At 63.9% G+C, this 24073-nt stretch carries 32 protein-coding genes, 1 tRNA gene and 1 pseudogene; 12 read left to right on the top strand and 22 right to left on the bottom strand.

The window, feature by feature from the left end:
• Positions 1 to 2 precede the first annotated feature (2 nt).
• The 11 genes from C5689_RS06225 (at position 3) to C5689_RS06175 (ending at position 11690) form a co-directional block, all read left to right on the top strand.
• Positions 3 to 506: a hypothetical protein gene (locus C5689_RS06225; protein ID WP_108916405.1), complete on the top strand. Its 504-nt coding sequence runs from the start codon at positions 3 to 5 to the stop codon at positions 504 to 506.
• On the top strand, positions 503 to 943 hold the full coding sequence (locus C5689_RS06220; RefSeq protein WP_108916404.1) for an NlpC/P60 family protein: 441 nt from the start codon (positions 503 to 505) through the stop codon (positions 941 to 943). Before C5689_RS06225 ends, C5689_RS06220 begins: the two co-directional genes overlap by 4 nt.
• Positions 936 to 4019 (top strand): host specificity factor TipJ family phage tail protein, encoded by a 3084-nt coding sequence (locus C5689_RS06215; protein ID WP_146188334.1) that lies wholly within the window; start codon positions 936 to 938, stop codon positions 4017 to 4019. Before C5689_RS06220 ends, C5689_RS06215 begins: the two co-directional genes overlap by 8 nt.
• A 1-nt stretch (position 4020) precedes the next feature.
• Positions 4021 to 5070 (top strand): hypothetical protein, encoded by a 1050-nt coding sequence (locus C5689_RS06210; protein ID WP_108916402.1) that lies wholly within the window; start codon positions 4021 to 4023, stop codon positions 5068 to 5070.
• A gap of 10 nt (positions 5071 to 5080) precedes the next feature.
• Positions 5081 to 5236, top strand: a complete 156-nt coding sequence (locus tag C5689_RS18365; protein WP_158271768.1) for a hypothetical protein — start codon at positions 5081 to 5083, stop codon at positions 5234 to 5236.
• 27 nt (positions 5237 to 5263) lie between these two features.
• The gene (locus tag C5689_RS06205; RefSeq protein ID WP_108916401.1) at positions 5264 to 8302 is read left to right on the top strand and encodes a hypothetical protein; all 3039 of its coding nucleotides are present in this window, start codon (positions 5264 to 5266) and stop codon (positions 8300 to 8302) included.
• A gap of 10 nt (positions 8303 to 8312) precedes the next feature.
• Complete coding sequence (locus C5689_RS06200; RefSeq protein ID WP_108916400.1) at positions 8313 to 9332, top strand: hypothetical protein; 1020 nt, start codon at positions 8313 to 8315, stop codon at positions 9330 to 9332.
• A gap of 80 nt (positions 9333 to 9412) precedes the next feature.
• Positions 9413 to 10249 (top strand): lysozyme, encoded by an 837-nt coding sequence (locus C5689_RS06195; protein ID WP_108916399.1) that lies wholly within the window; start codon positions 9413 to 9415, stop codon positions 10247 to 10249.
• A 286-nt stretch (positions 10250 to 10535) separates the two neighbouring features.
• On the top strand, positions 10536 to 10964 hold the full coding sequence (locus C5689_RS06190) for a hypothetical protein (protein ID WP_108916398.1): 429 nt from the start codon (positions 10536 to 10538) through the stop codon (positions 10962 to 10964).
• A gap of 214 nt (positions 10965 to 11178) precedes the next feature.
• Positions 11179 to 11460, top strand: coding sequence for a hypothetical protein (locus C5689_RS06180; RefSeq protein WP_108916396.1), 282 nt, complete (start codon positions 11179 to 11181; stop codon positions 11458 to 11460).
• Between the two features lie 20 nt (positions 11461 to 11480).
• Complete coding sequence (locus C5689_RS06175; RefSeq protein WP_108916395.1) at positions 11481 to 11690, top strand: hypothetical protein; 210 nt, start codon at positions 11481 to 11483, stop codon at positions 11688 to 11690.
• Positions 11691 to 11742: 52 nt separating this feature from the next.
• Here C5689_RS06175 and C5689_RS06170 read toward each other — a convergent pair whose 3' ends face one another.
• From C5689_RS06170 to C5689_RS19000, 17 genes are all read right to left on the bottom strand, one after another.
• On the bottom strand, positions 11743 to 11991 hold the full coding sequence (locus tag C5689_RS06170; RefSeq protein ID WP_108916394.1) for a helix-turn-helix domain-containing protein: 249 nt from the start codon (positions 11989 to 11991) through the stop codon (positions 11743 to 11745).
• 489 nt (positions 11992 to 12480) lie between these two features.
• A complete protein-coding gene (locus C5689_RS18145; protein ID WP_146188333.1) occupies positions 12481 to 12960 on the bottom strand; it encodes a hypothetical protein in 480 nt (159 codons plus the stop codon).
• Positions 12961 to 13295: 335 nt separating this feature from the next.
• Positions 13296 to 13526: a hypothetical protein gene (locus C5689_RS06155; protein ID WP_108916391.1), complete on the bottom strand. Its 231-nt coding sequence runs from the start codon at positions 13524 to 13526 to the stop codon at positions 13296 to 13298.
• Entirely contained in the window at positions 13523 to 13873 is a 351-nt protein-coding gene (locus C5689_RS06150; protein WP_108916390.1) for a hypothetical protein, read from the bottom strand. Before C5689_RS06150 ends, C5689_RS06155 begins: the two co-directional genes overlap by 4 nt.
• Positions 13870 to 14334, bottom strand: coding sequence for a histidine phosphatase family protein (locus C5689_RS06145; protein ID WP_244594607.1), 465 nt, complete (start codon positions 14332 to 14334; stop codon positions 13870 to 13872). The genes C5689_RS06150 and C5689_RS06145 overlap by 4 nt, the downstream gene beginning before the upstream one ends.
• Positions 14331 to 14750, bottom strand: a complete 420-nt coding sequence (locus C5689_RS06140; protein ID WP_108916389.1) for a hypothetical protein — start codon at positions 14748 to 14750, stop codon at positions 14331 to 14333. The genes C5689_RS06145 and C5689_RS06140 overlap by 4 nt, the downstream gene beginning before the upstream one ends.
• Entirely contained in the window at positions 14747 to 15241 is a 495-nt protein-coding gene (locus C5689_RS06135; protein ID WP_108916388.1) for a hypothetical protein, read from the bottom strand. Before C5689_RS06135 ends, C5689_RS06140 begins: the two co-directional genes overlap by 4 nt.
• On the bottom strand, positions 15238 to 15708 hold the full coding sequence (locus C5689_RS06130) for a hypothetical protein (protein WP_146188332.1): 471 nt from the start codon (positions 15706 to 15708) through the stop codon (positions 15238 to 15240). The genes C5689_RS06135 and C5689_RS06130 overlap by 4 nt, the downstream gene beginning before the upstream one ends.
• 188 nt (positions 15709 to 15896) lie before the next feature.
• Positions 15897 to 16226, bottom strand: coding sequence for a hypothetical protein (locus C5689_RS06120; protein WP_108916385.1), 330 nt, complete (start codon positions 16224 to 16226; stop codon positions 15897 to 15899).
• A gap of 244 nt (positions 16227 to 16470) precedes the next feature.
• Positions 16471 to 16743, bottom strand: a complete 273-nt coding sequence (locus C5689_RS06110; RefSeq protein WP_108916383.1) for a hypothetical protein — start codon at positions 16741 to 16743, stop codon at positions 16471 to 16473.
• The gene (locus tag C5689_RS06105) at positions 16740 to 16970 is read right to left on the bottom strand and encodes a hypothetical protein (protein ID WP_108916382.1); all 231 of its coding nucleotides are present in this window, start codon (positions 16968 to 16970) and stop codon (positions 16740 to 16742) included. The genes C5689_RS06110 and C5689_RS06105 overlap by 4 nt, the downstream gene beginning before the upstream one ends.
• Positions 16963 to 17217, bottom strand: coding sequence for a hypothetical protein (locus C5689_RS06100; protein WP_108916381.1), 255 nt, complete (start codon positions 17215 to 17217; stop codon positions 16963 to 16965). The genes C5689_RS06105 and C5689_RS06100 overlap by 8 nt, the downstream gene beginning before the upstream one ends.
• Position 17218: 1 nt before the next feature.
• A complete protein-coding gene (locus C5689_RS06095; protein ID WP_108916380.1) occupies positions 17219 to 17665 on the bottom strand; it encodes a hypothetical protein in 447 nt (148 codons plus the stop codon).
• Positions 17666 to 17786: 121 nt separating this feature from the next.
• Positions 17787 to 18434 (bottom strand): hypothetical protein, encoded by a 648-nt coding sequence (locus C5689_RS06090; RefSeq protein ID WP_108916379.1) that lies wholly within the window; start codon positions 18432 to 18434, stop codon positions 17787 to 17789.
• Entirely contained in the window at positions 18434 to 18619 is a 186-nt protein-coding gene (locus tag C5689_RS06085) for a hypothetical protein (protein ID WP_108916378.1), read from the bottom strand. The genes C5689_RS06090 and C5689_RS06085 overlap by 1 nt, the downstream gene beginning before the upstream one ends.
• Positions 18620 to 18657: 38 nt before the next feature.
• Positions 18658 to 19032: a hypothetical protein gene (locus C5689_RS06080; RefSeq protein ID WP_108916377.1), complete on the bottom strand. Its 375-nt coding sequence runs from the start codon at positions 19030 to 19032 to the stop codon at positions 18658 to 18660.
• A gap of 146 nt (positions 19033 to 19178) precedes the next feature.
• A complete protein-coding gene (locus tag C5689_RS19000) occupies positions 19179 to 19679 on the bottom strand; it encodes a SlyX family protein (RefSeq protein WP_342210423.1) in 501 nt (166 codons plus the stop codon).
• 51 nt (positions 19680 to 19730) lie between these two features.
• Between C5689_RS19000 and C5689_RS18825 the strand changes: the two are divergent.
• Positions 19731 to 20085: pseudogene (locus tag C5689_RS18825) on the top strand (P-loop NTPase family protein); the annotation flags it as partial.
• A gap of 27 nt (positions 20086 to 20112) precedes the next feature.
• Here C5689_RS18825 and C5689_RS06055 read toward each other — a convergent pair.
• From C5689_RS06055 to C5689_RS06035, 5 genes are all read right to left on the bottom strand, one after another.
• Positions 20113 to 21240 carry a GGDEF domain-containing protein gene (locus tag C5689_RS06055; RefSeq protein ID WP_142864762.1) on the bottom strand — a complete coding sequence of 376 codons (1128 nt, stop codon included), beginning with the start codon at positions 21238 to 21240 and terminating at the stop codon, positions 20113 to 20115.
• Between the two features lie 109 nt (positions 21241 to 21349).
• Positions 21350 to 21424 (bottom strand) — tRNA-Gly (locus tag C5689_RS06050).
• 23 nt (positions 21425 to 21447) lie between these two features.
• Complete coding sequence (locus tag C5689_RS06045; protein ID WP_108916375.1) at positions 21448 to 21993, bottom strand: hydrogenase maturation protease; 546 nt, start codon at positions 21991 to 21993, stop codon at positions 21448 to 21450.
• A gap of 1 nt (position 21994) precedes the next feature.
• Positions 21995 to 23287, bottom strand: a complete 1293-nt coding sequence (locus tag C5689_RS06040) for a Ni/Fe hydrogenase subunit alpha (protein ID WP_108916374.1) — start codon at positions 23285 to 23287, stop codon at positions 21995 to 21997.
• A complete protein-coding gene (locus tag C5689_RS06035; RefSeq protein WP_108916373.1) occupies positions 23277 to 24071 on the bottom strand; it encodes an NADH-quinone oxidoreductase subunit B family protein in 795 nt (264 codons plus the stop codon). Before C5689_RS06035 ends, C5689_RS06040 begins: the two co-directional genes overlap by 11 nt.
• Between the last annotated feature and the right edge of the window lie 2 nt (positions 24072 to 24073).

Below are 24073 nucleotides of genomic sequence, written 5' to 3'. Positions count from 1 at the left end.
ACATGCGCTCTCTGTCATTCCCGATGCGCGCGGCGTTACAGGCGGCGACGGATGAAGTTCCCGTGCTGTTGGTGACGATCACGCACCCTGACCTCGAAGCGCCGGTGCGGCTGTCCAGCGACCCGACGACGCCGATATCGCTCGAGCCTTATGTCATGGGCACGCGCAGCAACGGCGCCGACTACATCTATCTGATCCGCTCCTATCGCCTGCCGGATGATCCAGACGGCGGGACGCCGGGCGGCCAGCTCGTCATCACTGATCTGGACGGCGCGATTTCGCGCTCGGCCCGCGCGCTGACGAACGGCTATCCCATCATCAATTTCGACATCGTGTTGGCGTCGTCGCCGGACCTCATAGAGGACAGCCTGCATGATGAAATCGAGGTCGTATCCGCGAGTTGGAGCGGCGGCGCTTTGACGCTCGATCTGCAGGCGATCAACTATGATGAGCCCGTCCCGGCGCATCGGATGAGCAAGCGCTATTTTCCGGGGCTGCATAAATGAGCGCGCGGGCATGGACAGACGCCTACGTCGGCATTCCGTTCCGCGCGCGCGGCGCCGATCGCGACGGCTGCGATTGCTGGGGACTGGCACGCTTGGTCTATCGGGAATGCCTCGGGATAGCGCTGGTCTCCTACACCGAGTCCTATGCGACCGCCGAAGAGACGATGGAAATCGCTGACCTCGTCGCCGGCGCGCGCGACGTCGGGCCTTGGGCGCCTGTCGAGCCCGGTTGCGAGGGAGCCTATGACATCGCCCTATTCCGCGACCGTCTCGCGCTAGCCAGCCATGTGGGCGTCGTCACCGCGACGGGCCGGGCGCTGCATGTGATGCGCGGGCGCGGCGCCGAGCTTATCAATTATCGCGAAGGCGTCTGGAAACATCGGCTCGTCGCCTTCCAGCGCCATGTGGCGCTCCGCGCGGGCGGCGAGCATGTCTGAGCGCGCGCCCGTGATTTTGGCCCCAGAGGCCAGGGCCGGCGGAATAACCGCCCTCGCAATGCCGTGGATCGATTACGAGCGCCGGGAGGAGCGCGTCTACGCGCCGGGCGTGACGGTGGCCGAGATCGTGGCCGACATGGTGCCGGTCGAACTGCTCATTGCCGAGCGCGTCGCGGTGCGCGTCGTCGTGGGTGGCCGTCTGATCCTGCAGGCCGAGTGGGAGACATTCCGCCCCGAGCCGGGCGCGGTAGTGATCCGCGTCATTCCGGGCAATTCTGGCCTGCTCCGCTCAGTCCTGTTGCTGTCGGCGACGATCGCAGCGACGGCGCTGGGCCAATGGTATCTGACGCCAGCTCTTGCTACCGCCGGCATATCTGGGCTCGCCGCGAATGCGATCGTCGCCGGCGCGACGTTCGCGGCGATGACCGGAGCGAGTTTCCTCGTCAATGCGCTCGTTCCGGTCCGCCCCTCACAAAAATCGAGCGGCGCCGCGAACAGCCCGACATATGCGATTTCGGGATGGTCGAATCCCGTCAGCCCAAACGGCGCGGTGCCGATGATCCTCGGCAGAATGCGGGTCTCGCCGCCGCACGGCGCGCTGCCCTATCGCAAGGTCGTCAATGGCGAAAACCATGGCGTCTCGCGCTATGTGATCGCCTACGGCCCGGCACCGCTCGAAGGTCCGCGCATCGGCTCGACGCCAATCGACAAATACAAGGAAATCACGCTGGAGCTGCGCGAGGGCTACAGCTCGGATGCGCCGATCACGATCTATCCGACGCAGGTCATCGAAGAGAATGTCAGCGTCGAGTTGACGAGCGGCCATGCCGGGCAGTTCGGACCGGACTCCCGCTATTCGGCAGCGGCCGCGAGCAAGATTCAGGTCGACCACACATTCCCCGGCGGACTGATCGCATATTCGGAACAACAGTCGGGTGAATCCACGGTCAATAGCCAGGGCGCTTGGTCGATCGAGTTCGCCGTTGAGGCGCGGCTCGAGACGAGCGACACATGGACGACGGTCGGACCTTGGACGATCGCCGGGATGCAGCAACGCACGCTCACTGCGACATTCGAATGGACGCCTCCGACGCGCGGGAGATATGAGTTCCGCGACGCCAGAATATCGACCGATTGGGATCGTATCGACCAATCACCTTACACCTGGAAAATCATTTCGGTTTCGAACTGGACAGCGATACGCACTTTTCGCCCCGAGGTTCCAATCAATTTCCCCTACCCGCTCGCGCAAGCGGCGCTCGATATCCGCGCGACGGAACAGCTCAACGGGCAAGTCGACGAATTCAACGTCGTCGTCAAATCTATCTGCCCGGATTGGGATTCCGAGACACAGACCTGGATCACGCGCGAGACCCGCAATCCTGCCTCGCTGTTCCGATATGTGCTGCAACACCCCGCATTCGTTCGCCGCGTCCCGGACTCGAAAATCGATCTGGAGCGCTTGCAATATTGGCACGAACGATGCGCCGCGCTCGGTCTCACCTATGACCGCTATCACGACTTCGTTTCATCTCTGACCGAAATACTCGCGGACATCGCCGCCGCCGGTCGTGCAAAGCCGATCCGAAGAGCCGGAAAATTCTCGGTTGCGATCGATGAGCCCGGCAAGCCTGTCGTCGCGTGGATCGGCCCGCGCAATTCGAGCGGGTTCGAACAAAAGCAGGTCTTTGTCAAACCGCCGGATGCGTTTCGAATTTCGTTCAAAGACCAGACCAACAACCACGAAGACGCGGAGCGCATGGTTCCGCGCCCCGGCCTCGTCTGCGAGCCCGAGGAGATCGAAGAGCTTTCGCTCCCCGGCGTGACAAACCCCGAGATCGTCTATCGCGAGGGGCTGCGTCGCCACTACGAAATCCAATATCGCCGCTTCGAATACAGCGTAACGCAGAGCTATGAGGTTCTGACGGCGGAGCGCTTGGACCGCGTCCAGCTTTCCCACGATGTCTTGAACGCCGTGCAGCGGCAGGCGCGCGTTTTGACAGTCGACGAAGAGGCCGGAATCGTCATCATCGATGAGACCGTGACGATGGAGGCGGCCGGCTCTTACGTCGTCATTTTCCGCGTCACGCCAGACGACGAGAGCGCGCCAGACGATGGCCTGCAACGGACCGTCGTCACCGTAGCGGGCGAGACGAATGCGCTCATTCTCGAGGGCGACGGCGCCCTTCCCGAGGCCGGCGACCTCGCCAGTTTCGGGCCTGCCGATGAGGTCGTCATTGACGCCGTGGTCAAGGAAATCGAAAACGGCGACGGGCTGCAACGCCACCTCACTTTGGTGGACTATGCGCCTCAGATTTTCGAGCTCGCGAACAGCGCTGTAGTCCCGGATTGGAATGGCGCGGTCGGCGACGATATCGAGACAGCGCCAGACGACGACGTCGCGCCCACGGCGCCGACTATCGCGAGCGTCTGGTCTACGGCGATCGCGCCGCAGAGCGGATCATCGATGCTATACGTGCAGCTCGCCTATGGGGCGGGCGGCGGGACGGTCGATCATTTCGAGCTCGATCATCGCCTACAGGGCGCCGGATCATGGACGACGGAGACGCTCGGCGCTGGGGCGAGCGCGGCGGTGATATCGACATATGCCAGCGGCGACATCGTGGAGCTCCGGGCGCGCGCGATCGGGACGGGAGGCACGTCCGCCTATTCGGCGACGACGACTCACACGGTCGCCGCGACTGATCCCGTCCCGATGCATGTGACCGCATTCGCGGTCGCGCAGATCAGCGCGACGACGTGGGAATATACATTCTCATTGGACGCGCAGCCGGTCGGAACAGGCGTGCGGATCAAATATCGGCTCGGCCACTACACGACATGGGCGGAACTGACGTCGAGTTTCGGCGGCGTCGTCACGGTGAGTCCTTACGATTCATCGACACCCACAATCGTCGATGGAACCGAATATTCGTTCGGCGCGCGGGCGATCAATTCGGCAGGCCAGGAAAGCGGCGACCCGATCGTGATCCAAGTCGTCGTGTCGGCCGGCGGCGCGCCGTCGCTCGACTTCTCGGACCCGGCGAACTCGCAAAACCAATTCTTGGGGTGGTGACATGGGCGCACTCGCGACAAAGACGATCAAGGATGGCGCTGGCGCGAATTTTACCGAGCGCTGTTGGGATGAGTCCGGCAGCGGAGACGGTCCCTACCAGCGCATCGGCCAGCTCGCCAAGGCCGACGGGACGGTGATCGATCCGGCGCAGGATGGAGTCGACGGCACCGGCATATCGGCGCCCTCGGGCGGCTCCGGCATTCGCGGTTGGCTCTCCGGCATCTATCAGCGTCTCGGCGCACTGCTCTCGGCGACCGCGCCGGCCGACGCCAATCGCGTCCCGGTGTCGCAGCGTGACATGCTCACGATCGGACCGTCATCCGTCACCTCGGCGGCCGTGCTGTTTTCGCAGGACGTCTCGGGATTCGGAAGTCTCGCTTTGCAGGTCACTTCGATCGGCGCTGGAAATACCATCGTCTATGAGGCCAGCAACGACAATTCCACTTGGTATTTTGTTTCGGGCTATTCGCCGCTGCTGCCGGCGTCCGACTCTGCCCAATATCTGACGACGCTGACAGACCTTCTGCTGTTTCCATGCGTCGCAAAATATTTCCGCGCGCGCGTGAGCAGCTACGGCTCCGGGACCGTCACCGTCGTCACCGCGCTGCGGTTCGCGCCGCTCAATCGGTCGGATGTGTTCATCGGCAATGTGACCTCGTCTCCGGTCCCGATATCGTTCTCCGGGCTCGTCGTTCCGGCGAGCTCCGCGATCGGCGCGATGACGCGAGCGCGCGTCGCCTCCGCCGCGAGCACCAATGCGACCTCGGTCAAGGCGACGGAGGGCAGGCTTTACGAAATCCACGTCGCCAATACATCGGCGGCGATGAAATTCTTGAAGCTGTACGACAAGGCCAGCGCGCCGACTGTCGGAACCGATATGCCTGTCGCCACCTATCCGATCGCGGCCAATGGCGGCCGCATCGACATCGTCTCGATCAATGGGCAGTCGTTTCCGAACGGGCTCGCTTACGCCATCACCGGCGCGGTCGGCGACGCAGACACGACCGCAGTCGCCGCCAATGATGTGACCGGCGAGCTGCTCTACGCTTGAGGACACTGACATGACCACCTATCGCATCCTCATCGAATCCACGCCCGGCGAATTTACCGACACGGGCCAGACGCTCGACGCCGAACCCGACGAAATCGTCGCCATCTTGGTGCATTGGCAGACCGAAAATCATGTCTGCTACGCCGCAGAAGCGATTGCGCCCTGAGACGCTGAAATCTGACGAGGAAAAATCATGCCGAGAGCAGTCGATTTCCCGCAATCCTCACGCGCCGACTATTTTCTCGCGCTGACAGATGCTGGTATAGGCCTCCAGGGCCCGCGCAAAGTCTCGGCGGCCAATGTCGCCGCGCAGCTCGCCGTTGGCGCCGGGCGCGTCTTCGCGACATGGGCGGCGGCGGCCACCTATGCCCCTACTAAAGCTGGCGAGCGGATCGAGGTCCATGGCGACCCCGGCACACACACTGATCCAGTCGTTGGCGGCACAGTGCCGAATTCCGGAGTCTTTTCAGGCTCGCTGGCGCCGATCGGCTGGCGCTGGATCGACGACAGCACGCTGGCGCATCTCGACACACAGCTGGCGGCGGAGACCGCCAATCGCATCGCTGGAGACACCGCCGAGGCAACAGCGCGTGCGGCGGCGGACACCGCCGAGGCGGCTGCGCGCGCGGCGGCCGACACGGCGGAAGCGAACACGCGCGGCGCTGCCGACGCCAATCTGCAAAGTCAGATATCGGCGCTCGGCGGCGCGCTCATCGCTGACGGCTCCTGGAATGCGTCGACCAACTCCCCGACACTCGCGTCTGGCACGGGCACGAATGGTCACTATCGCATCGTCTCGACGGCCGGCTCCACGGCGCTCGACGGCGAGTCGTCATGGGCGGTCGGCGACTGGGCGCTGTTCAGCGGCGGGGCGTGGAAGAAAATCACCGGGCAAGTGGTCCCGCTCGAACCGCAAATCACGCTGGCGCAGCTGCCGTCGACGCATGTCCCGGCTTCGATTACGCGCATCGTCGTGACTGGACACACGTCTTATGGCGATCCAGGCTGGGGCGCCGTGTTCCGGCGCGGCGCGTCGGGGCGGCCGCTGTCGACGCAGGATGCAGACGGCGCGTGGTGGGAATATGTGCCGAGCGATGGCGCGATCGGCGCCGGCATCTACGGAATGGTCATGGATGGCGCCTGGAGCGTCGATTATTCGACCGGCGTCATGACGATGACCGGGACGGACAACGCGCCCATGCTGCAGGCGGCCGTGGACGATGCGCTTCGGTTCGGATTCCGGCGCGTGAATATGCCAGTAGGCAAAGCCCGCTACTACGACACGATCCACCTCGGTTACGGGACGTCGATCGCGTCGATCGAGCTGACGTCCTATCACATGATGCGCCCCGGCTATGTTGGGCAGGGCGTCGGCGCGGTGATGATTTTCGCCAACAGCGATCGGCCGGCGATCAATGTCCAGGCCGGGCGCGAATTCATGATCCACGGCTTCGCGATCATCGGGCTGAATTACGGCTACATCGAGCGCTACATCTTCGGACCAGAGGGCGGCAGGCTCTACAATTATTCGGCCGACCCCGCCGATTGGCTCGATCCTGCATGGACTCCGTCCGGCGACAATCCCGGCGGATTGCAACGCCATTCCCCGCTCTGCGCTATCGCGATCGACGCCTATAAGGGTGCGCAGCCGGCCGACCATTATCCGACCGTGACCTATCCAGATTGGACAGGAATCGGAACGACGCAGTACGGAAAAGGCGGCTCCAGCGACGGCCGCATTTTTGATCTCGACATCCATGGATTCCCGGTCGGGATCATCGACTCCCCGAACGGCGACGGGAACGGCGACTTCATCAAAATCACCGACATCGTTTTCTCGCGCAACATCGTGAACATCGCGATCTGCAATACGCAGGCGAGGAACAACGAAATCCGCAATCTGAACTGCGTCTTTTACCACACGCTGCTCGACAACGTGAGTTTCGGCGTCGGCGCCGGGACGATCGATGGACCGCTCGAAAACATCGCTGGAGGCCAGTGCTACCAAGCGTTCAAGCTCAATATCGCGCAGGCCGGCCCCATCACGATGAGCAATTGGTACGCCGAGGGCTCTGTGCGCATCGGCGAGATTGTCGGGGCCAGCGTGCTCTCGCCGGAGGTGATCCTCGATAATTGGAATTACCAGTGCGACGCATCTGAACATAGATGGATTCCGCCCGCGCTCATCCACAATGGAACCGGAAAATATGCGCCGACCGTGCGCTTGCGAAATCCCGGCATTGTCGCAACAGAGCGGCTTACCTCGCTGACGACCGGCGGCGAATGCATCGTAGAGGGCGGCTACATCATCGGCGCTATCGATCTGCCGGCGTCTCACCAGACCGCCGCGATGCGGCAGGCGGTCAATTATGCGGCGGGCGCTTTCGTCGGTCTCCCGCGCACGCCGCTGGACTTCGGCCACGCCATCGCGCGAAACAAAATGGGCCGGACCTGGGTCAATCCTGATTTCAGCCATTCGGTCACGCGCGACGGCCCCGACGCGCTGTTCGACACGGTCGAGTTCGGCGGCGTCGTCAAGCAGCTGTCGCAGTGGAACACAGGATTTATCGACAACCAAGGCAAGCAATGGCGGTTCGGCCGTGCTGTTCCGCACATGCAATTCGAAATGTCGAATGCATCGGTCGTCGTCGTCGCGCATTCGTTCACAAATGATGTCCTGACGTTCAATTACGCGAATGCGCTCCAGAACAACGCCGCGGTCGCATTCTCCATCGGCGACATCATCATGCACCAAAACACGGGGACGCTCTTTGTCATCGAGACGATCGGCGCAGCGGACTCCGGCCATGCCAACAGCTACCCGATCACGGCGCGCCAGACCAACAATATGCGCGTCGACTCCTCGGGCGAATTTGCGACGCAGCTCATCGCCGATCTCGCGCTTCCGGGAAATATGTTCTGGTTCAAGACGGGGATATGGATTCCGAAATGGGTCTACTACGGCGATTTCACGGCAGCGAGCGCGTCAGTCGCGAATGTCCATCTCGGGAACGGCTCCGGCGCTGAACTGGCGTCGCATCTGCCGTCGTCGGCGCTACCGTTGAAGATGATCTCGTATGAGCTCCCCGATGCCGCTCTGTCGTGGCCTCTGAGCGCCAATAACGCGATCGACACGGTGACGGCGGGGAGCCCCGGAAGCCTCACGCTGACCGGTCAAGCGGCGCGCACGGGGCGCTTCCCAATCCATCCCCTCCCGCTCATCCCGGCGTAAGGAGGGGCACATGCTCGGTCTCGGTCTGTCGCTTTCGAACATCGCCGTCATGCATCAGCGCGGGCCCACTCCCGTGATCTCGATCCAATCGGGAGGCGGCTACGCGGGCGCTGTCTACGCGGCCAGTGTCGCGGGCGGCCAGTGGTATGCCGATGGCGTCGCGATCATCGGCGCGACGTCTCAGACCTGGACGATGACGGCGGCCTACGAGGGCGCCGCCATCACCTATCGCGTCGGCGCGCGCGCGAGCAATGCAATCGAGCTGTGGGTTGTCAGCGATCTAGGAGCGCCGCCGTTCGCTCAATTCGACGCGCGCGTGTCCTCCAGCATCATGATCTCGTCGCCCTACATCACGTCTTGGTCATCGCTCGTCGGCTCGCTCTCCGCATCATCGGTGAGCGGCGCACAGCCGACCTATTCGGCGACGGCGATTGGCGGCAATCCCGGCGCGGTTTGCGACGGCGTGAATGATTTTCTGGCGACCGCGCCCGTCGCGCACCCTGCGGCATGGACGGTGCAGATCGTCGCAAAAAAGACCGCGCTCGGAACTCTCAAAATCCTCGCGGCGGCGGATGACGAAGTGCTCGGTAGGCAGGCGCAGCTATTGCGTGTCAGTGCGTCGAACAAAATCGAGACGGTCGCATTTAACACATCAGGCGCGGTCGCTCTCGCGGCGACGACGACAAGCATTTCGGCAGGCGCTCCATTTATCGCGGCCGCCGTGCATCAGACGTCGCCGACCAAGGTGCTGACCGCGTATCTCAACGACGCCGGCTCCGGGTCCGTCACGCCCGGCGGGACACCGCGCACGCTGTCCGCGGCGCTCAGTATCGGGGCCGGTCTATCGAATGGAAATCCGGTAACTCCATTCGACGGCGCCATATCCGAGCTGATCTACATCAGCCGGGACGTCACAACCGACGAGCGGCAAAAGCTCGCTGCCTATAGTGCGTGGCGCTTCGGGCTCGAGGCGTCTCTCGACATGACCAATCCGTATCGGACAGCGCCGCCTTTCGTGACGGCCCCGTGAAATCTCGCTGAATTGCAGGCATTCGCTCGCCGATCGCGAGCGCTCCCGCGCGCCGATGCGCGCTTTCCAAAAGGTGAAACATGACCATGCGAATGAGCGCGGGCGGCCGCGCGCAATTGATCCGTCGCGAGGGCAGCAAGACGAAAGCCTATCGCGATAGCGTCGGCGTCTGGACGATCGGCGTCGGGCACACTTCGGCGGCCGGCGCTCCCGTCGTGACGCCCGGTCTCGTCGTCTCGAAGGCCGAGGTCGACGAAATCCTCTCGCGCGATCTCGGCCAGTATGAGCGCACGGTGAACGACTCCATTCGCGCGCCGCTTACGCAAGGCCAGTTCGACGCGCTCGTCTCGCTCTGCTTCAATATCGGTTGCAAAGGCTTCGCGAATTCGAGCGTCGTGAAGCGCCTCAACGCTTATGATTATGCGGGCGCCGCTGACGCCTTCCTCCTTTGGAGCAAGCCGAAGGAGATCATCGGCCGGCGCAAGACCGAGCGCGCGCAATTCATCGCGGCCACGGGAGACAATCATCTGGACCGCGAGCCGCAGCACGCCGCCGCGCCGACTCACGCCGAGGGCGAAGACGTCTCGACCGCTTATCTGCGCGCCGCGGGCTCGCGCACGATCAAGGGGGCCGACCAGGCGCAACAGGGCGTTGTCGGCTCGCTCGCCTCGATCGGCGGAGCGACGGCGGCGCTCTCTCAGGTCAAAGACGTCGCCGATCAGGCGCAGGAGGCAGCGACGGCCGTCCAGAGCGGCGTCTCGACGCTCGAGGCGCTGCGCACCTATTGGCCGCTGCTCGCCGTCGTCGCCCTCTCCGCCGTCGCCGCTTATTTCGTCTGGCGCGCGTGGCGTGGCGCTGCGCTCGTCAAAGCGGCGCGCGTCGACGACGCCGCGTCGGGGCTCAACATCGGGAGGTGACTATGCCGGAGCTCCACGCTCTTCTGGGCAACGCGGGCGCGGCGGCCGTCATCATCGTGCTGGCGTCCGTCGTCGTCTGCGGCGCGGTCTCGCTGATCTGGCGCTTGCTGTGATCCGCGACATGCTCGGACGCATCTTGGCGGTCCCTTTCATCGTCATCGTCGTCGTCGTCGCGGCGGCGTTTTGCGTCGCCGAGCGGCTGTCCGCGCCGCGGCGCCGATAGTCAAAGCAATCGCGCTCATAATCAACGCTAGAGCGCCATCACTCAACGGCAGGGACACGCATCATGTTCGGTCTATTCTCTGCGATCGGCGACGTTTTGACATTCGCCGCCGACCATCGCTTCGCTGTGCTGGCGCTGCTCTGCGCCGCCGGCGGGCTCGCCGCGCGCGCCTATATCCCCGTCGCCGGCGCGCCGATCGGCAAGGCCCTGTTCGCCGCCGCGATCGGCCTCGGCTGTTTCGACGGCGGCTATAGCCTGCGCGCCCGGCAGGATAGGAGCGCCGAGCTGCGCGCGCAGGTCGACGCCTTGCAAGAGGATATCCGCGCGGCGAATGAGGTCGCGAGCGCGGCGAAGGCCAGAATCGAAACGGCGGAGCGCCAACGCGCCGCGGATCAACGAAAGGTGGCGGACTATGCGAAAATGCTCGCCAAGAGCGGCGACTGCCCTCTGTCTCGCGATGACGCTCGCCGGCTGCGGGACATCGGGCGGTAAGCGTCACCTTCCGCCCGCGCCCGCGGGATTCGGCGCGCCCGTGCCGCTGCGGCCGATCGGCGCCGGCTCCGGGGCCAAGGCCGCCCTCGCCGCCGAGCGAGCCGACCACGCGGCGGCAAATCGGCGCCTCGAGAGCGACGGCGCCTTTTACGACGACGTGCGGGGAAAATTCAGCGCCGATTGAGGCGCGACGGGAGAGGTGAGGGCTCGAAAAATGACCTTGGGGATGTCGATAGACTACTCGATCCGCGTCGGCGATTTGATCCAAATCGCGACGATCGCCGCCGGCGGCCTGCTCGTCTTCGCTCAGATGCGATACGACCTGCGCAGCGTCAACGAGCGGCTCGACAAGAGTTCGACCGATTTGGCCAAGAGGCTCGACAAGAGCGAGGCCGAACTCGAGAAACAGACCGACATCCTCACACAGCTGGCCGCCGGCGACGCGCGCATGGATGGACTCGACCGCCGGCTCACGCTGTTGGAAAACGCCCGATAGCCGGCGCGGCGGCCGTCATCATGCCCGTCCTGGCCGCCGACCTCGCCGCAGTGGTGGGCGAGCTGGACGCGCTGCTCGAGCGCGAGCTCCCCGACAATCTGCGCCGAGCGATAGAGCGCGCCCGCCGCAGCGCCGCCGATGCGCGAGATATGGCTTTCCTCGAGGAGCGGCCCGGGCCGATGGAAACGGGCCTGGGCGGCGACGTAAGGGACATGGGCGGCGTCACTTGACGATCACCGCCCCGGCGCTTCGGCGTCGGGGCTTTTTGTCGATTGGTCGGGATCACCCCGTCACCATCCGCGCCAGCTCGAGCGCCTCTCGTCTGATCGTCACCGGCGCGAGCATAGGGTCACCGCGCTCGACGGCGACCGCCAGCGCGACCCTCTCGGCGGCCGCGACGTGCAGCCCCCGAAGCGATTCGCCGGCCTCGATCACCTGTAGCGCGCGCGTTGACAGCCCCATGCGGTCGGCCATTTCCACCTGCGTCAATCCGAGCCGCTTCCGCAGAGCGATGAGCTCCTCATTCGTCATTGATTTTCCCCGAGGCCGGCGTATCTTCCCCTTCGGAACCGGGGATGAGGCTTGCGCCCCACCCCCGGCCCCTTCGGACTAGAAGGAAATGGAGAGGGCTAGTCTCCATTTCCCCCACCGAAGTTCGATTTTGAGCTTGATGCTCATCTTCGGACTCCAGTCGTCGAGCGGAATTGCCCGACGCCCTTTTTATACGAAAAAACGGCGCGCCATGCAATAGCGACGCGCCGTTTTTGCGTTATTTGTGGATTTTTGCGCTTCAGTCGGCGCCTTGGCCCGGATAATTTGCCTTATACCATTCCACGAATTCCGCAACTCTCTCGTCGCTTAGCCATCCGGTAGACTGGGCTGTGGCAATCCATATCCGACCATCCTCAGAAATACACACAGTAACCGAGAGCAACCACTCGGAGATATATCGCTTGAGCCGATCGATAGACCCGACGCGGTTCTTGAGCGCGCGAAAATCGTCTTGAACAGACATAGCATCTACCGATAGTTATAGTAGCGCTTGAGCAGCTTATAGAGCTCCTCTATCAGAGCAGTCCGCGACACATACGCAGACGTCGGCTTACCCGCCAACTTACGGCGCCAGAGCACATCGTCGGCGAGATGCTCGAGGGTCAAATCGGACAGTAGCCGGGCCTGCGTCGGTGAGTCGCCGTCGAGCCCCATTGTCTCGATATAGTCTCGCGCGATCGACTCCTCGCTCTCCCGCTTTGCGATCAGAGACCGGGCGACGTCGATAAATTCAGCCGCGCCTGTCGACAGATTTACCACCTGCACGCGCTCGCGCGACGCTGGCGCGAAAGGTGACGACCCGTATTGCCGGACCTGCGCATAGCCGCGCTCGTCTGCCTCGCCGTCCCTCAGATCGCCGCGGTAGGCTGCTCTGACCGCGCCTATAGCGTCGGGCGCTTCGTGCTGGCTTGTCGTCTTTGACGGGCGGATGACTTGGAAAAATGCCATTTGGGAATCCTCTTAGATATTGTGCTCCACCACGGGCACGCCGCCGGCGCTGGGCCGGCCAGATAGCGCCGCCGTCTCCGGCCGATCATCTCCCGCCAGGAATAGCCGGCGCCGACGCCGAGCAAAAACATGATGATCAGCAGCGCGCCGAGCGCCATGACGTCGTTTGCGGCGTTAGTGATCGCTGAATTGTCGACGAGCATGGATTGCGCCCCTCGCAAGCATATGATTTTAAATTAGATATTTACGAAAGCGCAGGTCTGGCGCCCGATATACCTAGGCCGCTTCTGCAGGCCGCACAATCCGGGATGATCATGATGCCGGAAAAATGCGTTTCAGGGCTCGCGGCGACGGAACCACATGCGCCGGACTTTGGAGAAATAGATTACGCGTCGCTTTTTCATCCTTTCGAGCGCCGCATTGACGGCCGAGAAATTACCGCCCGGATCGCCTGGATTATGGCGGTTCGCTTGGCGCTCGATTTGCGCGCGCGTCCCCCGGCCCTGGTCGATGCAATGCAGGACCAAGGCCTCGACGTCCTCTCGCGAAATGCCGGCGGCGCTCAAATCCCCGTCCCCCGTTCGATCGCTTGGCGCTTGCATCGTTCCCACGCGCGCCGCGCTTGCCTCAATTTCAGCTCGCGCCGATATGCGACCTTGTGGAGCTCGTCATAGAATGTCGGCGACACGATATCGAGCGAGTGGCCTAGTCGCTGCATGGCGTCGTGTTTTTCGTCCAGCCTATCGAATGCCGCGGTGGCGCGCTTTTGAAGCCTCTTCGCGGCCGGATGGACTAATCGCCAGTGCGTCGCGCAAATCCAGTCCATCCCCTCTTCGATCGGATATCGGTCGCCCTTGCGCGGGCCGCGCGTCCGCCGGCAGAACGGGACGCAGCACGGGAGGCGCGCGGTCATGGCTTTCGATTCTTCAATCGCGCTTCGGCGTAATCCCTGCCGAGCATCGCAAGCCCGTCTTTGAAATGCTCCGGGAACAGCCCGTTGTTGCAGTGTGGGCACGCCGGGACCATCGTCCTCGAGCGCCATGCCTTGTCGAGTTTCTTCGTCGCGATCTGGCGCGCTTGGAATGCCATTGCTTCGTTAAGCTCGGTCGCTTGGCGCTCAAGTTCGGCGGTCGCCCTATGCATTTGCTCGACGAGCAGCCGGAAAGCGTCAAACGGCTCCACGTCCGTTTCGCAGTCCTGGCACCACACGCGCCGCTCTTTTTCATCATAGGCGAGCCGCCGATGATGGCACAAAGAGAATGGACGGCGAGATAGTCCTCGCGACACTCGGACATCGCCGATATCGACGACGTTGACGCCGGCGATGAATCTCTGCTCGATTATCGGCGGTGTTTTCGGGGGATCATCGTTCACGGCTTTTCCTTTATGAGCTTCGCGATGATCGCGGTCCGCGCCGCCTCATCCTCCACGACGATCGTCTCGCCGTCCTCTTCGCCGTAATCGACGACGAAAGCCCTGCGCCCGGAGATCTTCACGACCTTCGTCGGCTTCGGCTCATCCCAAATGCAGACCTCGCCTTCGAGACGCCGCCCCTGCCTCGCCCAAATCCGATGCGCGCGCCAGAACGGCGAGCGCTCCGACGGTTGCTTGTCCAGCACGTCGCCGCGCGCGCTGACGAGATAGGGGCCGAAGCGGTCGCTATCTTCGAACCGAAATGCTTTCCCGCCGACACAGATCACGAATGGACCAGTGCCCCAAGCGTCGATGTGAAAGCTCTGCCCAGTCGCGTCGCGCACCGTCGCGTATTTGTGTCCGAACTCTTTCGTCATGGGGCGCGCTCCATGATCTCAAGCAATGTCGTGGGCGGAGGAAGGGGCGGCGGCGGTGGTGGCGGAGCGATGAAAACCTTGCGGGCAGGCCTGCCGACCATTTCGAGCGTCCATGCGATGAGGAGAGGATAGTCCTTCGCCGAAACGTGATTGTGCCCTGTCCATCGCCGCGCGCGACGGATCATTCGGATCAGGCGCGCCGCGGCCGTCCGCAATGCCGTTTCGCGGGACCGAAAAAACTCCATGGCTGACTCGTCGTCTTTGACGAACCCCTCAACAATCCAGCGGCCGTCAGCGAGAGCGACAACGGAAAAGTTCCATGTGCTGGAGAACCGCCGACCTAAATCGTTGTAGGCCCAGAACCAGTCGTCATGGAGCGGCCAGAGGTAATGATTGAAGGGCGCTCGGCCGTCGATCCGGCGGAGAGGCCCCTTGTAGGGAAATGGATCACCGTGCTCGGCCGCTGTATTGTGAAGTCGCTTCTTGCTCATAGCGCTTCCCTTTCAAGCTTCCACCACTTCCCGAGCGCGTCGAGATAGCCGCGACAAAAACGCAGCTTGCGGCGCTCACTCGGATACGCAAATCCGTCTTTGCTTTCCGGCGCTATCGGCACGCCCTTGTGGCAATGAAACGAGCCGCCGGCTTTGAGGCTCGCAATCAGCTCTCCCCACTTCGCCTTGTCGGCCTGTTCCGGCGAGCCCGGACGAAATGCGCAGTTGTCGCAAGGCTTCGTGAAGCTGCTGGTCTCGTCGTCGCGGTCCATGATGGCGGACTCGTCGATCGGCTCCCATGCAGCGCCGCAGCGGCAGACCGTGAGCTTGCGCCCATAGAACTCGACCGCCTCGGGCGTGTCGCAGGTCATGACGCGCGTCGAGAGGCATACCGGACAGCGGCCAGGGCCGCCGGGCCATGGGCCGCGCTCGAGGGCCGCTGCGCGTTTGCGCTTCGCCTCACCCATTGGCGGCTTTCCTTTCCTTCTCAGCCGCGTATTTCGCGCGCTGAATTGCCCTATTCGTGATTGTGGCGCGAGCGGCGTTGAGCCTCGCCCATTCGTCCCGAGCGGCGTCCGCAGCCTTTAGGACGTCCCGCTCTTCCGCGGTGAGATAGTCCCGCCAGGGATGCTTCGGAGGGCGCTTTTCGAATGCCTCACCCATCGATCTCGTTCCCTTCTGCGTCGAAATATTCAATCGTGGTCGTCGCGCCGCGGATGCACTTCGGACAATCCAGGAGGATGCGTGCCGTCCTCGGCGGGTCGGATGGATCGGGCAGCATGTGCTTCGAGCGCCCGCATGTCGGGCATACGATCGTCACGCGCGGCGACACCGTGCAATTCGGATTGCGGCACGCCTTCCCGGTCTCATAAGTCCAGCCGCACGCGCAGCGCGTCCAGCATGAGCAGGCGCCGGCAGGCGCGCCGCAGATCGTGCAGCGCATGTCGGCGTGGCCAAAGAGCACGTCGATCGGGGAGCGGCTCATCTGCGATTCCTCGCTCGCTTTTCATCCTCAGCAATGGCGTCGCCAATTCGTTCAAATCCGAACAGCGCGAGCCTGCCGTCCTCAGTCTTCGCGATCGATGATTTCCGCAAAACGCGGTGGACGCTCTCCGCATAATCGCGCCAAGCGCGCTCTGCGCTCGTCTGGGGCGCTTCCGAGCCGCTATCGGGCGGACCTCCGTCCGAGCTGCAATATTTGTCGGCGAGGCGCTTCGCGTCGGGAGTCGTCATCGCGGAAAGTCCTCTTCGTCCAGATCCTCGCCAGGATTTAGCGCCGCCTCGGCGCCGGCGCGGGTAAGCCAAAAACAATCGTCCCCGCCGAACAGATCACTTCCTTGGCGCCGCCTCGCGAGCCCGCGCTCGGCCATCCCGAGCCATGCCGCATGATCATCGCCAGATCCGACGACGTAGTGATTGCGGTAGGAGCGCCGGCGCCGGCCGTCGAGCCCGAGCGCATGTCTCGCGAGCACGCGCTCCCGTAGGGTGAGGGTCGCGGTCACTGCTTCACCTCTTCGCAGATGATCGGCACAAGCGGCGCCGACCGCTCCCCATGGCAATCGCAGCGCCAATACAGCCTCGGCTCGTCGCGCAGATCGACAGTCACCGAGCTGCGCACTTCGATGCAGGCGCCTTCTTCTAACCAGTCGAAGGTGATCTCGAAGATCCCGCGGAACTCTCCACTCACTTCGACAGTCGAACCAGCCGCCGTTCTGTAGCGCTCAACCATGCTTCACCTCTCCATCGGCGGCGCGAGGGGCGGCGATGGCGCGCGGCCCTTCCATCATCGCAACGTCGGTAATATCCTTCGTGAGACAATTCGCGACGATCGTCTCGGCGACTTCGCGATCGGTCTCCGGCGTGCGCAGAATGCCGGTATCTTTCGCGCGCTCGTCGGCAAGCGCATCGGCGAACATTTCGAGCGAGCGGCGCAGCGATGATTTGCGGCGCTCGGCCGCGTCGAGTTCTCGTGTCATCCTACTTCCCTCCAAGCGCGCGGATCGCGGCGGCGGCAATCCGCAAAGCACGCTCGGCCGCTTGGAACGGAGCGCGCGCCGCCTCGGCGGCGAACGCTGGCGATAGCGCGCAATCCTTCATGGCCTCGTCAGCTTTTGTCCGTGCGTCCGCAGCGGCAGCATCTATGACCTTCGCCGCCTCTTCGATCCCCTCTGCCTTGCCGGCAGCGCGGGCGACCGCAAGCTCTCTTGCTCTCTCTGAGAATGAGAAGAATCCGTCGATGCAGACAACGCCGTCTCTCGCCGAAAGAAGCTCTAGTTCCTCCACCATCCCCGGCAGCTTCTCCGCAATCGCGAGGGCGCGGCGAGCGGCGTCTCTAAATTCTTCGAAAAATGCGCAGTCGTGCACTTCTGCTTCTCGCCGGCAAAATGCTACCAGCTCGTCGATCTCAGCGCGGGCGATGGTCATCTATCGATCTCCGTCTCATGAAACTGCCGCGTCAATTCATCGACGCGACGGGCGGCGCGACGAGCGCAGACAATCGACACGACAGCGGCGAATGCCGTCACGATAATGGCTGGCATGTTGCTCATTTCGCCATCCTGTCGAGAAACGCTTGCAGCGCGGAGCGCATCATCTCTTTTTGTCGATCGCCCAGCGTGTAGCTCGCCCCATGGCCTTGTGGATCAAGGCCGATTGAGCGCATCGCCGCGTGCTCGACCTCTTCATCCGTGATCGCGGCGCTTGGCTTTGGCGCATCGAGGGCGGAGAGGGCATCGTGCGCAAGGCCGACAGCTTGTGACAAGCCTTCTTCCAATCCAGCCAAGTCCGACGCATCGCAACCGCCATGGCGAAGGTGGCGCGATAGCCCCTCGATCTCGTCCAGCGCCTCCTTCATCGCCTCCACCTGCCGCCGTGATGCGGCGAGCGCGGCTCTGAATTCCTCCACTTCTTTGACTCGATAATGCTGCGACTCGGCGAGTTCGCCCTCAAGTTCCGCCACGCGCGCTTTCAAAGACGACACGATATCGCTCGGCGCCGGCCCATTCATTGTCTCAGACATCGCTTTTCCTTTGCTGTGAGGGTTGCTGATGAGCGCGCGGATTTTTACGCTGGCATCGCGCAGCTCCGCGACGCCTGGAGCATCTTGTCCGCCGAGCGCTGCGGCGGCCTCGTCGACGATATGAGCGGCCGACTCCAGCGCCGCGTTGTTCGCGCCGGCGTTGATCGTGAGCATCAGTCCAGCCGTCCGGCGACATAGGCCAGAGTGAGCACCGCGGTGCTCGCGGCGATGAAGGCGAACCGCCTGCGGCGCGCGCGGATGTGCTCGCCGCGCTCTTCGAGGCTGGCGGCGGTGAGATAGGCGTTGGCGCCGCAGAGGTTCGCGGCGAGCGCAAAGGACAGCAGATAGATCGTCGCCATGTGTCACGTCTCCTATTCGTGATGCACGAGGGAATGTCTCACCGGGCCGCCGGCGTCATCGCCAAGGCGTCATCGGTCGGCAGGATGTAGAGATAGACGAGCATCGTCGGGGCGCATTGCAGGCCGTTCTCGGCGGTCGGCAGCGTCGCCCCGGTGCCGACCGAAAGCGCCAAGAGCAGGCCGGCGAGGCCATCCCGGCGCCGCGTAACGAAATCCTCGAGCGCATGGCGCACGCTCTCTCGGAAATCCATGGACGGGGCGTCGATGAATTCCGCCAGCATCCGGTCGACCTCGGCCGGCGTCGGCGCTCCGAACCGGCCCTTGGACTCCTGTCCGGTTCCGCCGATATGCGGCTTTGGATCGAAAACATAGGGGCTCTCGCCCGTGAAAAATCTCTCTTTTCCGCACGGCATGGGAGGGCTTTCTTGGCTGTGTCTTGGTTGCGATCGACCATCGCGCCAGAAAGCGGAAATAAATCAATATACGTGCAGTTAGAGTTCGACTCCGGCCAGGGGCACCAATAACATTCATAAATTCAAATAGATAGCGCGCGTCCGCATTAGTAATGCGGCGGCGGGGGCTCTGGCGCGTCGCGGTGGCCGAGCGTCTGGAACTCCTCGCGCAATCGGGCGAGCTGCCGTTCCAGCGCATCGATCCTTCGCCATTGCGACGCGATGACGTCGTTCAGCTCGGCGACGGTCCTGTCCTGATGCGCGAGCGCCGTCTCCAGGGCGACGAGACGAGAGGACAATTCCGACAGCTCTTCGCTCATGAGGACTCCATTGCGCCGCACATCCCATCGGCCGGCGCGCGCATCCAAGCTTCGATCGCGCGGAAAGACAAGAGCTTCCGCTCCGCCGCCGCCCTCGCCGTCCCCTCGATCCGCCGCCACCGCCTTCAGCGCCACGGAGGCGGCGGAGGAGCGGCTGTCGACGCCGAGCTTCACGAAAATGCGCTCCAAATGCTTATGCGCCGTGCGCGGCGAGATGCAGAGAATCTCGGCTATGTCGAGATTCGACTTGCCGCGTGCGAGCCAGCTCAGCACCTCCGCCCTGCGCATAGACATCGCGTCCATGCGCCATGAAACGCAATATACGAGGCTGTTCCGCTCATGACCGCGCCCCATTCTCCCAACGGCCCTCTGCGCGTCGGCGTCGGCGGTCCGGTCGGCTCCGGAGTTTCTCACCCGCTCCGGCGCGCTCGCGCCCGAGCGCATCGTCGGCGCGAGACCGGGGGCTGCCCGCATACGGCGCGATCCGCGAGGACGCCTCGGCCAATCTCGCCGCGACCTTCAGCCCCGAGCTCGCCGACTTGACGCTCTATGTCATCGACGTCTCGGCCGGCGACAAAATTCCGCGCAAGGGTGGGCCCGGCATCATGCGCTCCGATCCGCCTCGCTCGAGGTAATGGATCGCGACGCCCGCCGAATGCGCGGCGAACGTCCCTTCGTCTTCGCCAATCTGAAAGACCCGCCGAGGCTCGGTGACGCCATTTCACGACTGCGCGACGAACACCTGATTGCGGCCGCTGGATTTCGCGGCGTAGAGCGCCTTGTCGGCGGCCTCCTTCAGCGCGGAGAGATCGCTCGTCTCATGCCCGGAGAGCGCGATGCCGACGCTGACCGAGGAAAGCCCGTCGCCGAGCGCCGCTGTGGCGGAGACATAGGCGCAACGAATGCGCTCGGCCACGGCCACCGCCCGCGCGCCATCGACACGGGTCAGCAGCAGCGCGAATTCGTCGCCGCCGATGCGCGCCAGAAAATCCTCGTCGCGAATGCTCTTGGCCGCCACCTCGCCGAACGTCGTCAAAGCGCGGTCGCCCATCGAATGGCCGAAGCTGTCGTTGATCGTCTTCAACCGATCCAGATCGAAGATCAGCAGCGCCGAATCGCCCTGGCCGCGCGAATTGCGGATCACGACATCGGCGTTGTGATCGAAGCTGCGCCGATTGGAGAGACCGGTCAGAGGGTCGGTCGCGGCCATGAATTTCTGGCGCTCCACGGCTCGCTCCTTGGTCACCGCCAGCAGCGCGAAACCGATGAGGAGACCATAGCTCAGCGACTCGAAGGTGATGGCGACGATGAAAGGCTTCAGGTCGATCGCCTCTCCCCGCGCCATCAGCGCAACGACGATCACCGCGACGACGGCTCCGAAACAGGCATGAGCGGCGGCCAGCGCGATCGTCGCCTGCTGCGTTATCGTTCGCTGCCGACGAATCGAGCCGAACTCGTCGGCGAGCAGAAAGGCGTAGACCGCCGAGATCGCGCAGCGGTCGACGACGCGAACCGAATCGACGCTCGAGGAGAAGAACAGAAGCCAGATGACCCCGCCTGCCGCCGCCAGCCGCATATCCACCGGCCGGCCGCTGAAAACGCGGGCTCCGCCCCACGCGAGGCCGACGCCCCAGAGAGTGAGTGCATTGCCGAGTCCGATCGCGAGAAGCGGATAGGATGCGCGAAACGACAGCAAGGCGAGGCCTATGCTGATCGCGAATTGAGCGGCGCACCACCAGCGATATTCGTCCGCCTCCGGATCCTCCCGCCACACGAGATAGAGAAAGGCGCCGAGAACCGCGAACACACAGGAATGCATCAGCAGCAAGGTCGGGAGACAATCCGCCATGTTCACACGATCCGGATGAAACGTCCCGACCGTCTCCGCCACGAAAGCACGAGACGCGTTCGAGCGAGGCGGCCGAAAAGCGGACGCTGGTGAAACGAAGGACGCGAAATGGAGCGGGCGATGGGAATCGAACCCACGACATACAGCTTGGGAAGCTGTCGTTCTACCACTGAACTACGCCCGCGAACCGCCGGAAGACGCCTATTCCTATAGGATTTTTCCGCCCTGCGGGCAAGGTCCGACCAAGTCCCCGCGTCCGACCATGTCACCGCCGGTGGAAAACAATGGCGCGGCGGATCGCCGAATCGACGGGAGCTCCCGCAAAATCAGCCGCGCGGCCTCGGCGGCCCCGGCTCTCGCCGCCTCCGATAGCGGCGCGCCGGGCGCAAAGCTCTCTCCCTCGATCACGAACAGAACGCAAACAGCGGGCATTTCGCCGAGCGCGCGCGCGACACCGAGCGCCTCGGCGAGGCCGAGGCCGTGGCTCGACCAGCCGAAATTCAGGCGGAGCGGCGGGCCGTCGCCGCCGATCTCGAAGCGCCGCACGGTTCCGGGCGGAGCGCCGGACAAGGCCGCGTCGACGATGATCGCCGCGCCGGCCTTTTCGAGCGCGTCGAGAACGGCGCCCGACTCGCCCGGGCATTCGACGATTTCCGGCGCGCCCGCGTCCCGCAGCAGCGCCGCCACCGTGCGGCCGACGGCGTCGTCGCCGCGATCCGAATTGCCGACGCACAGAATGACGCAGCGCTCCATCTCAGCCCCGATCGATATCGAGGCGCAAAAAATGCGTCGAGCAGGAGATGCAGGGATCATGATTACGCACCGTCTGCTCGCAGCGATGACGCAGATCGTCTTCCGGCAGATGCAGAAAGGCGCCGACGAGGCTCTTCAAATCCTCCTCGATCAACCCCTGATTTTGCGAGGTGGGCGGCGTGATGACGGCCTCGGCGATCGATCCGTCCGCCTCGAGCCGATAGCGATGATAGAGCATCCCGCGCGGCGCCTCCGTCGCGGCGAAGCCGACGCCGGCGCGCGGCTCGATCGCGATGTGAGGCGCTTCCGGCTCCTCATAGCGTGCGACGATGCGCAGCGCTTCATCCAATGCATAGACGGTCTCCACCGCGCGCACGATGATGCTGCGATAGGGATTGGCGCAAATCGATCCGATACCCGCCTCGCGCGCCGCCTCCTGCGCGAGCGGCGACAGCCGCTCGAAATTGAGCGCATAGCGGGCGAGCGGACCGACCAGATAGGGATCGTCGCCATGGCGCATCCGCGCATGGAGCGCCGTCGAGCGCTGGACGTGGAACTCCTCGAAGTTCGCCTCGAATTCTCGCGCGGGGATGTCGAGGCCGCGGCTCGAGACGATGCGGCCCTCGTTGAACGGATATTCGCCCGGATGACGAAGCGACACGAAGACGTAATCGCGCGCGCAATCGGGAAAATCGAATCCGGCGACGAAACGTACGACCTCCAGCGCCTGCTCCAACGCGCGCTCGAGGCGCTCGCCGAGCGCGCGCAGCTCGCTCTTGCGCGGCGCGCGATAAAAGCCGCCGACGCGCACATTGATCGGATGAATCTCGCGCCCGCCGATGAGCGTCATGATCTCATTGCCGACCTTCTTGATCGCGAGCCCGCGCCGCACGATATCGCAATGGTCGCGCGCCATTTCGACGCCGCCGGCGTAGCCGAGAAAATCCGGCATATGCAGCATATGCACATGCAGCATGTGGCTCTCGATCCACTCGCCGCAATAAAGCAGGCGCCGCAGATCGCGCAGCGGTCCGGTCACGGCGACGCCGAGCGCATCCTCGATCGCATGGACGGCGCTCATCTGATAGGCGACAGGACATATGCCGCAAATGCGCGCGGCGATATCGGGCGCCTCGGTGAAGGCGCGCCCGCGCATCAGCGCCTCGAAAAAGCGCGGTGGCTCGAAAATCGTCAGCGCCGCGCTCGTCACCACGCCGTCTCGCACGGTGATTTCGAGCCCGCCCTCGCCTTCCACCCGCGCCAGCGCGCCGACAGAAATGGTTCTACTCGTCATGGCGCTCGCTCTCCTCGCGGAAGGCCTCCGCCTGCGCGTTGAATGTGCGATAGACGCGCTGCAGCGCTCGCTCATCCATGCCGAGCGACGAGAGACGCGCGCTCAGCGATGGCGCGTTGGGTGTCTCCATCGGACCGAAACATCCATAGCAGCCGCGATCGTAAGAGGGACACAGCGCGCCGCAGCCGGCATGAGTGACGGGACCGAGGCAGGGCGTTCCATGCGCGACCATCACGCAGACATTGCCCTTCAGCTTGCATTGCAGGCAGACGCTATGCGACGGCGTCGCGGGCTTGCGGCCGGCGAGAAAGGCCGAGATCACCTCGATCAGCTGGCCCTTGTCGATCGGGCAGCCGCGCAGCTCGAAATCGACCTTCACGTGATCCGAAATCGGCGTCGATGTCGCGAGCGTATGGATATAGTCCGGCCGCGCATAGACGATCGACGCATATTCGCAAACATTGGCGAAATTGCGCAGCGCCTGTACGCCGCCCGACGTCGCGCAGGCGCCGATGGTGACGAGCGCGCGCGAGCGGCGCCGTACATCCTGTATGCGCTCGGCGTCATGCGGCGTGGTGATCGAGCCCTCGACGAGCGAGAGATCATAATTGCCGCGGATCGGCGCGCGCGTCGCCTCTGGAAAATAGGCGATATCGAGCGCTTGCGCGACGGCGAGCAGCTCGTCCTCGCAATCGAGCAGGCTGAGCTGACAGCCGTCGCAGGAGGCGAATTTCCATACCGCGAGCCGCGGCGCAGACGGCGTCCGATGTCCTTGCCCGCTCATCG

Source organism: Methylosinus sporium (genome assembly GCF_003113265.1).
GTDB classification, from domain to species: Bacteria; Pseudomonadota; Alphaproteobacteria; order Rhizobiales; family Beijerinckiaceae; genus Methylosinus; species Methylosinus sporium.
This window is presented reverse-complemented; position numbering and strand designations above follow the sequence as displayed.

What these genes read in the sequence shown, in the direction of transcription:
- C5689_RS06180 (WP_108916396.1), top strand. Translation starts at nt 11,179, where the DNA reads ATGACCTTGGGGATGTCGATAGACTACTCGATCCGCGTCGGCGATTTG.
- C5689_RS06215 (WP_146188334.1), top strand. Translation starts at nt 936, where the DNA reads ATGTCTGAGCGCGCGCCCGTGATTTTGGCCCCAGAGGCCAGGGCCGGC.
- C5689_RS06205 (WP_108916401.1), top strand. Translation starts at nt 5,264, where the DNA reads ATGCCGAGAGCAGTCGATTTCCCGCAATCCTCACGCGCCGACTATTTT.
- C5689_RS06150 (WP_108916390.1), bottom strand. Translation starts at nt 13,873, where the DNA reads ATGACCGCGCGCCTCCCGTGCTGCGTCCCGTTCTGCCGGCGGACGCGC.
- C5689_RS06100 (WP_108916381.1), bottom strand. Translation starts at nt 17,217, where the DNA reads ATGACACGAGAACTCGACGCGGCCGAGCGCCGCAAATCATCGCTGCGC.
- C5689_RS06225 (WP_108916405.1), top strand. Translation starts at nt 3, where the DNA reads ATGCGCTCTCTGTCATTCCCGATGCGCGCGGCGTTACAGGCGGCGACG.
- C5689_RS06120 (WP_108916385.1), bottom strand. Translation starts at nt 16,226, where the DNA reads ATGAGCCGCTCCCCGATCGACGTGCTCTTTGGCCACGCCGACATGCGC.
- C5689_RS06135 (WP_108916388.1), bottom strand. Translation starts at nt 15,241, where the DNA reads ATGAGCAAGAAGCGACTTCACAATACAGCGGCCGAGCACGGTGATCCA.
- C5689_RS06175 (WP_108916395.1), top strand. Translation starts at nt 11,481, where the DNA reads ATGCCCGTCCTGGCCGCCGACCTCGCCGCAGTGGTGGGCGAGCTGGAC.
- C5689_RS06170 (WP_108916394.1), bottom strand. Translation starts at nt 11,991, where the DNA reads ATGACGAATGAGGAGCTCATCGCTCTGCGGAAGCGGCTCGGATTGACG.
- C5689_RS18145 (WP_146188333.1), bottom strand. Translation starts at nt 12,960, where the DNA reads ATGGCATTTTTCCAAGTCATCCGCCCGTCAAAGACGACAAGCCAGCAC.
- C5689_RS06190 (WP_108916398.1), top strand. Translation starts at nt 10,536, where the DNA reads ATGTTCGGTCTATTCTCTGCGATCGGCGACGTTTTGACATTCGCCGCC.
- C5689_RS19000 (WP_342210423.1), bottom strand. Translation starts at nt 19,679, where the DNA reads ATGCGCAGGGCGGAGGTGCTGAGCTGGCTCGCACGCGGCAAGTCGAAT.
- C5689_RS06040 (WP_108916374.1), bottom strand. Translation starts at nt 23,287, where the DNA reads ATGACGAGTAGAACCATTTCTGTCGGCGCGCTGGCGCGGGTGGAAGGC.
- C5689_RS06195 (WP_108916399.1), top strand. Translation starts at nt 9,413, where the DNA reads ATGACCATGCGAATGAGCGCGGGCGGCCGCGCGCAATTGATCCGTCGC.
- C5689_RS06055 (WP_142864762.1), bottom strand. Translation starts at nt 21,240, where the DNA reads ATGGCGGATTGTCTCCCGACCTTGCTGCTGATGCATTCCTGTGTGTTC.
- C5689_RS06085 (WP_108916378.1), bottom strand. Translation starts at nt 18,619, where the DNA reads ATGGCGACGATCTATCTGCTGTCCTTTGCGCTCGCCGCGAACCTCTGC.
- C5689_RS06090 (WP_108916379.1), bottom strand. Translation starts at nt 18,434, where the DNA reads ATGCTCACGATCAACGCCGGCGCGAACAACGCGGCGCTGGAGTCGGCC.
- C5689_RS18365 (WP_158271768.1), top strand. Translation starts at nt 5,081, where the DNA reads ATGACCACCTATCGCATCCTCATCGAATCCACGCCCGGCGAATTTACC.
- C5689_RS06130 (WP_146188332.1), bottom strand. Translation starts at nt 15,708, where the DNA reads ATGGGTGAGGCGAAGCGCAAACGCGCAGCGGCCCTCGAGCGCGGCCCA.
- C5689_RS06035 (WP_108916373.1), bottom strand. Translation starts at nt 24,071, where the DNA reads ATGAGCGGGCAAGGACATCGGACGCCGTCTGCGCCGCGGCTCGCGGTA.
- C5689_RS06200 (WP_108916400.1), top strand. Translation starts at nt 8,313, where the DNA reads ATGCTCGGTCTCGGTCTGTCGCTTTCGAACATCGCCGTCATGCATCAG.
- C5689_RS06080 (WP_108916377.1), bottom strand. Translation starts at nt 19,032, where the DNA reads ATGCCGTGCGGAAAAGAGAGATTTTTCACGGGCGAGAGCCCCTATGTT.
- C5689_RS06105 (WP_108916382.1), bottom strand. Translation starts at nt 16,970, where the DNA reads ATGGTTGAGCGCTACAGAACGGCGGCTGGTTCGACTGTCGAAGTGAGT.
- C5689_RS06045 (WP_108916375.1), bottom strand. Translation starts at nt 21,993, where the DNA reads ATGGAGCGCTGCGTCATTCTGTGCGTCGGCAATTCGGATCGCGGCGAC.
- C5689_RS06140 (WP_108916389.1), bottom strand. Translation starts at nt 14,750, where the DNA reads ATGACGAAAGAGTTCGGACACAAATACGCGACGGTGCGCGACGCGACT.
- C5689_RS06095 (WP_108916380.1), bottom strand. Translation starts at nt 17,665, where the DNA reads ATGACCATCGCCCGCGCTGAGATCGACGAGCTGGTAGCATTTTGCCGG.
- C5689_RS06220 (WP_108916404.1), top strand. Translation starts at nt 503, where the DNA reads ATGAGCGCGCGGGCATGGACAGACGCCTACGTCGGCATTCCGTTCCGC.
- C5689_RS06210 (WP_108916402.1), top strand. Translation starts at nt 4,021, where the DNA reads ATGGGCGCACTCGCGACAAAGACGATCAAGGATGGCGCTGGCGCGAAT.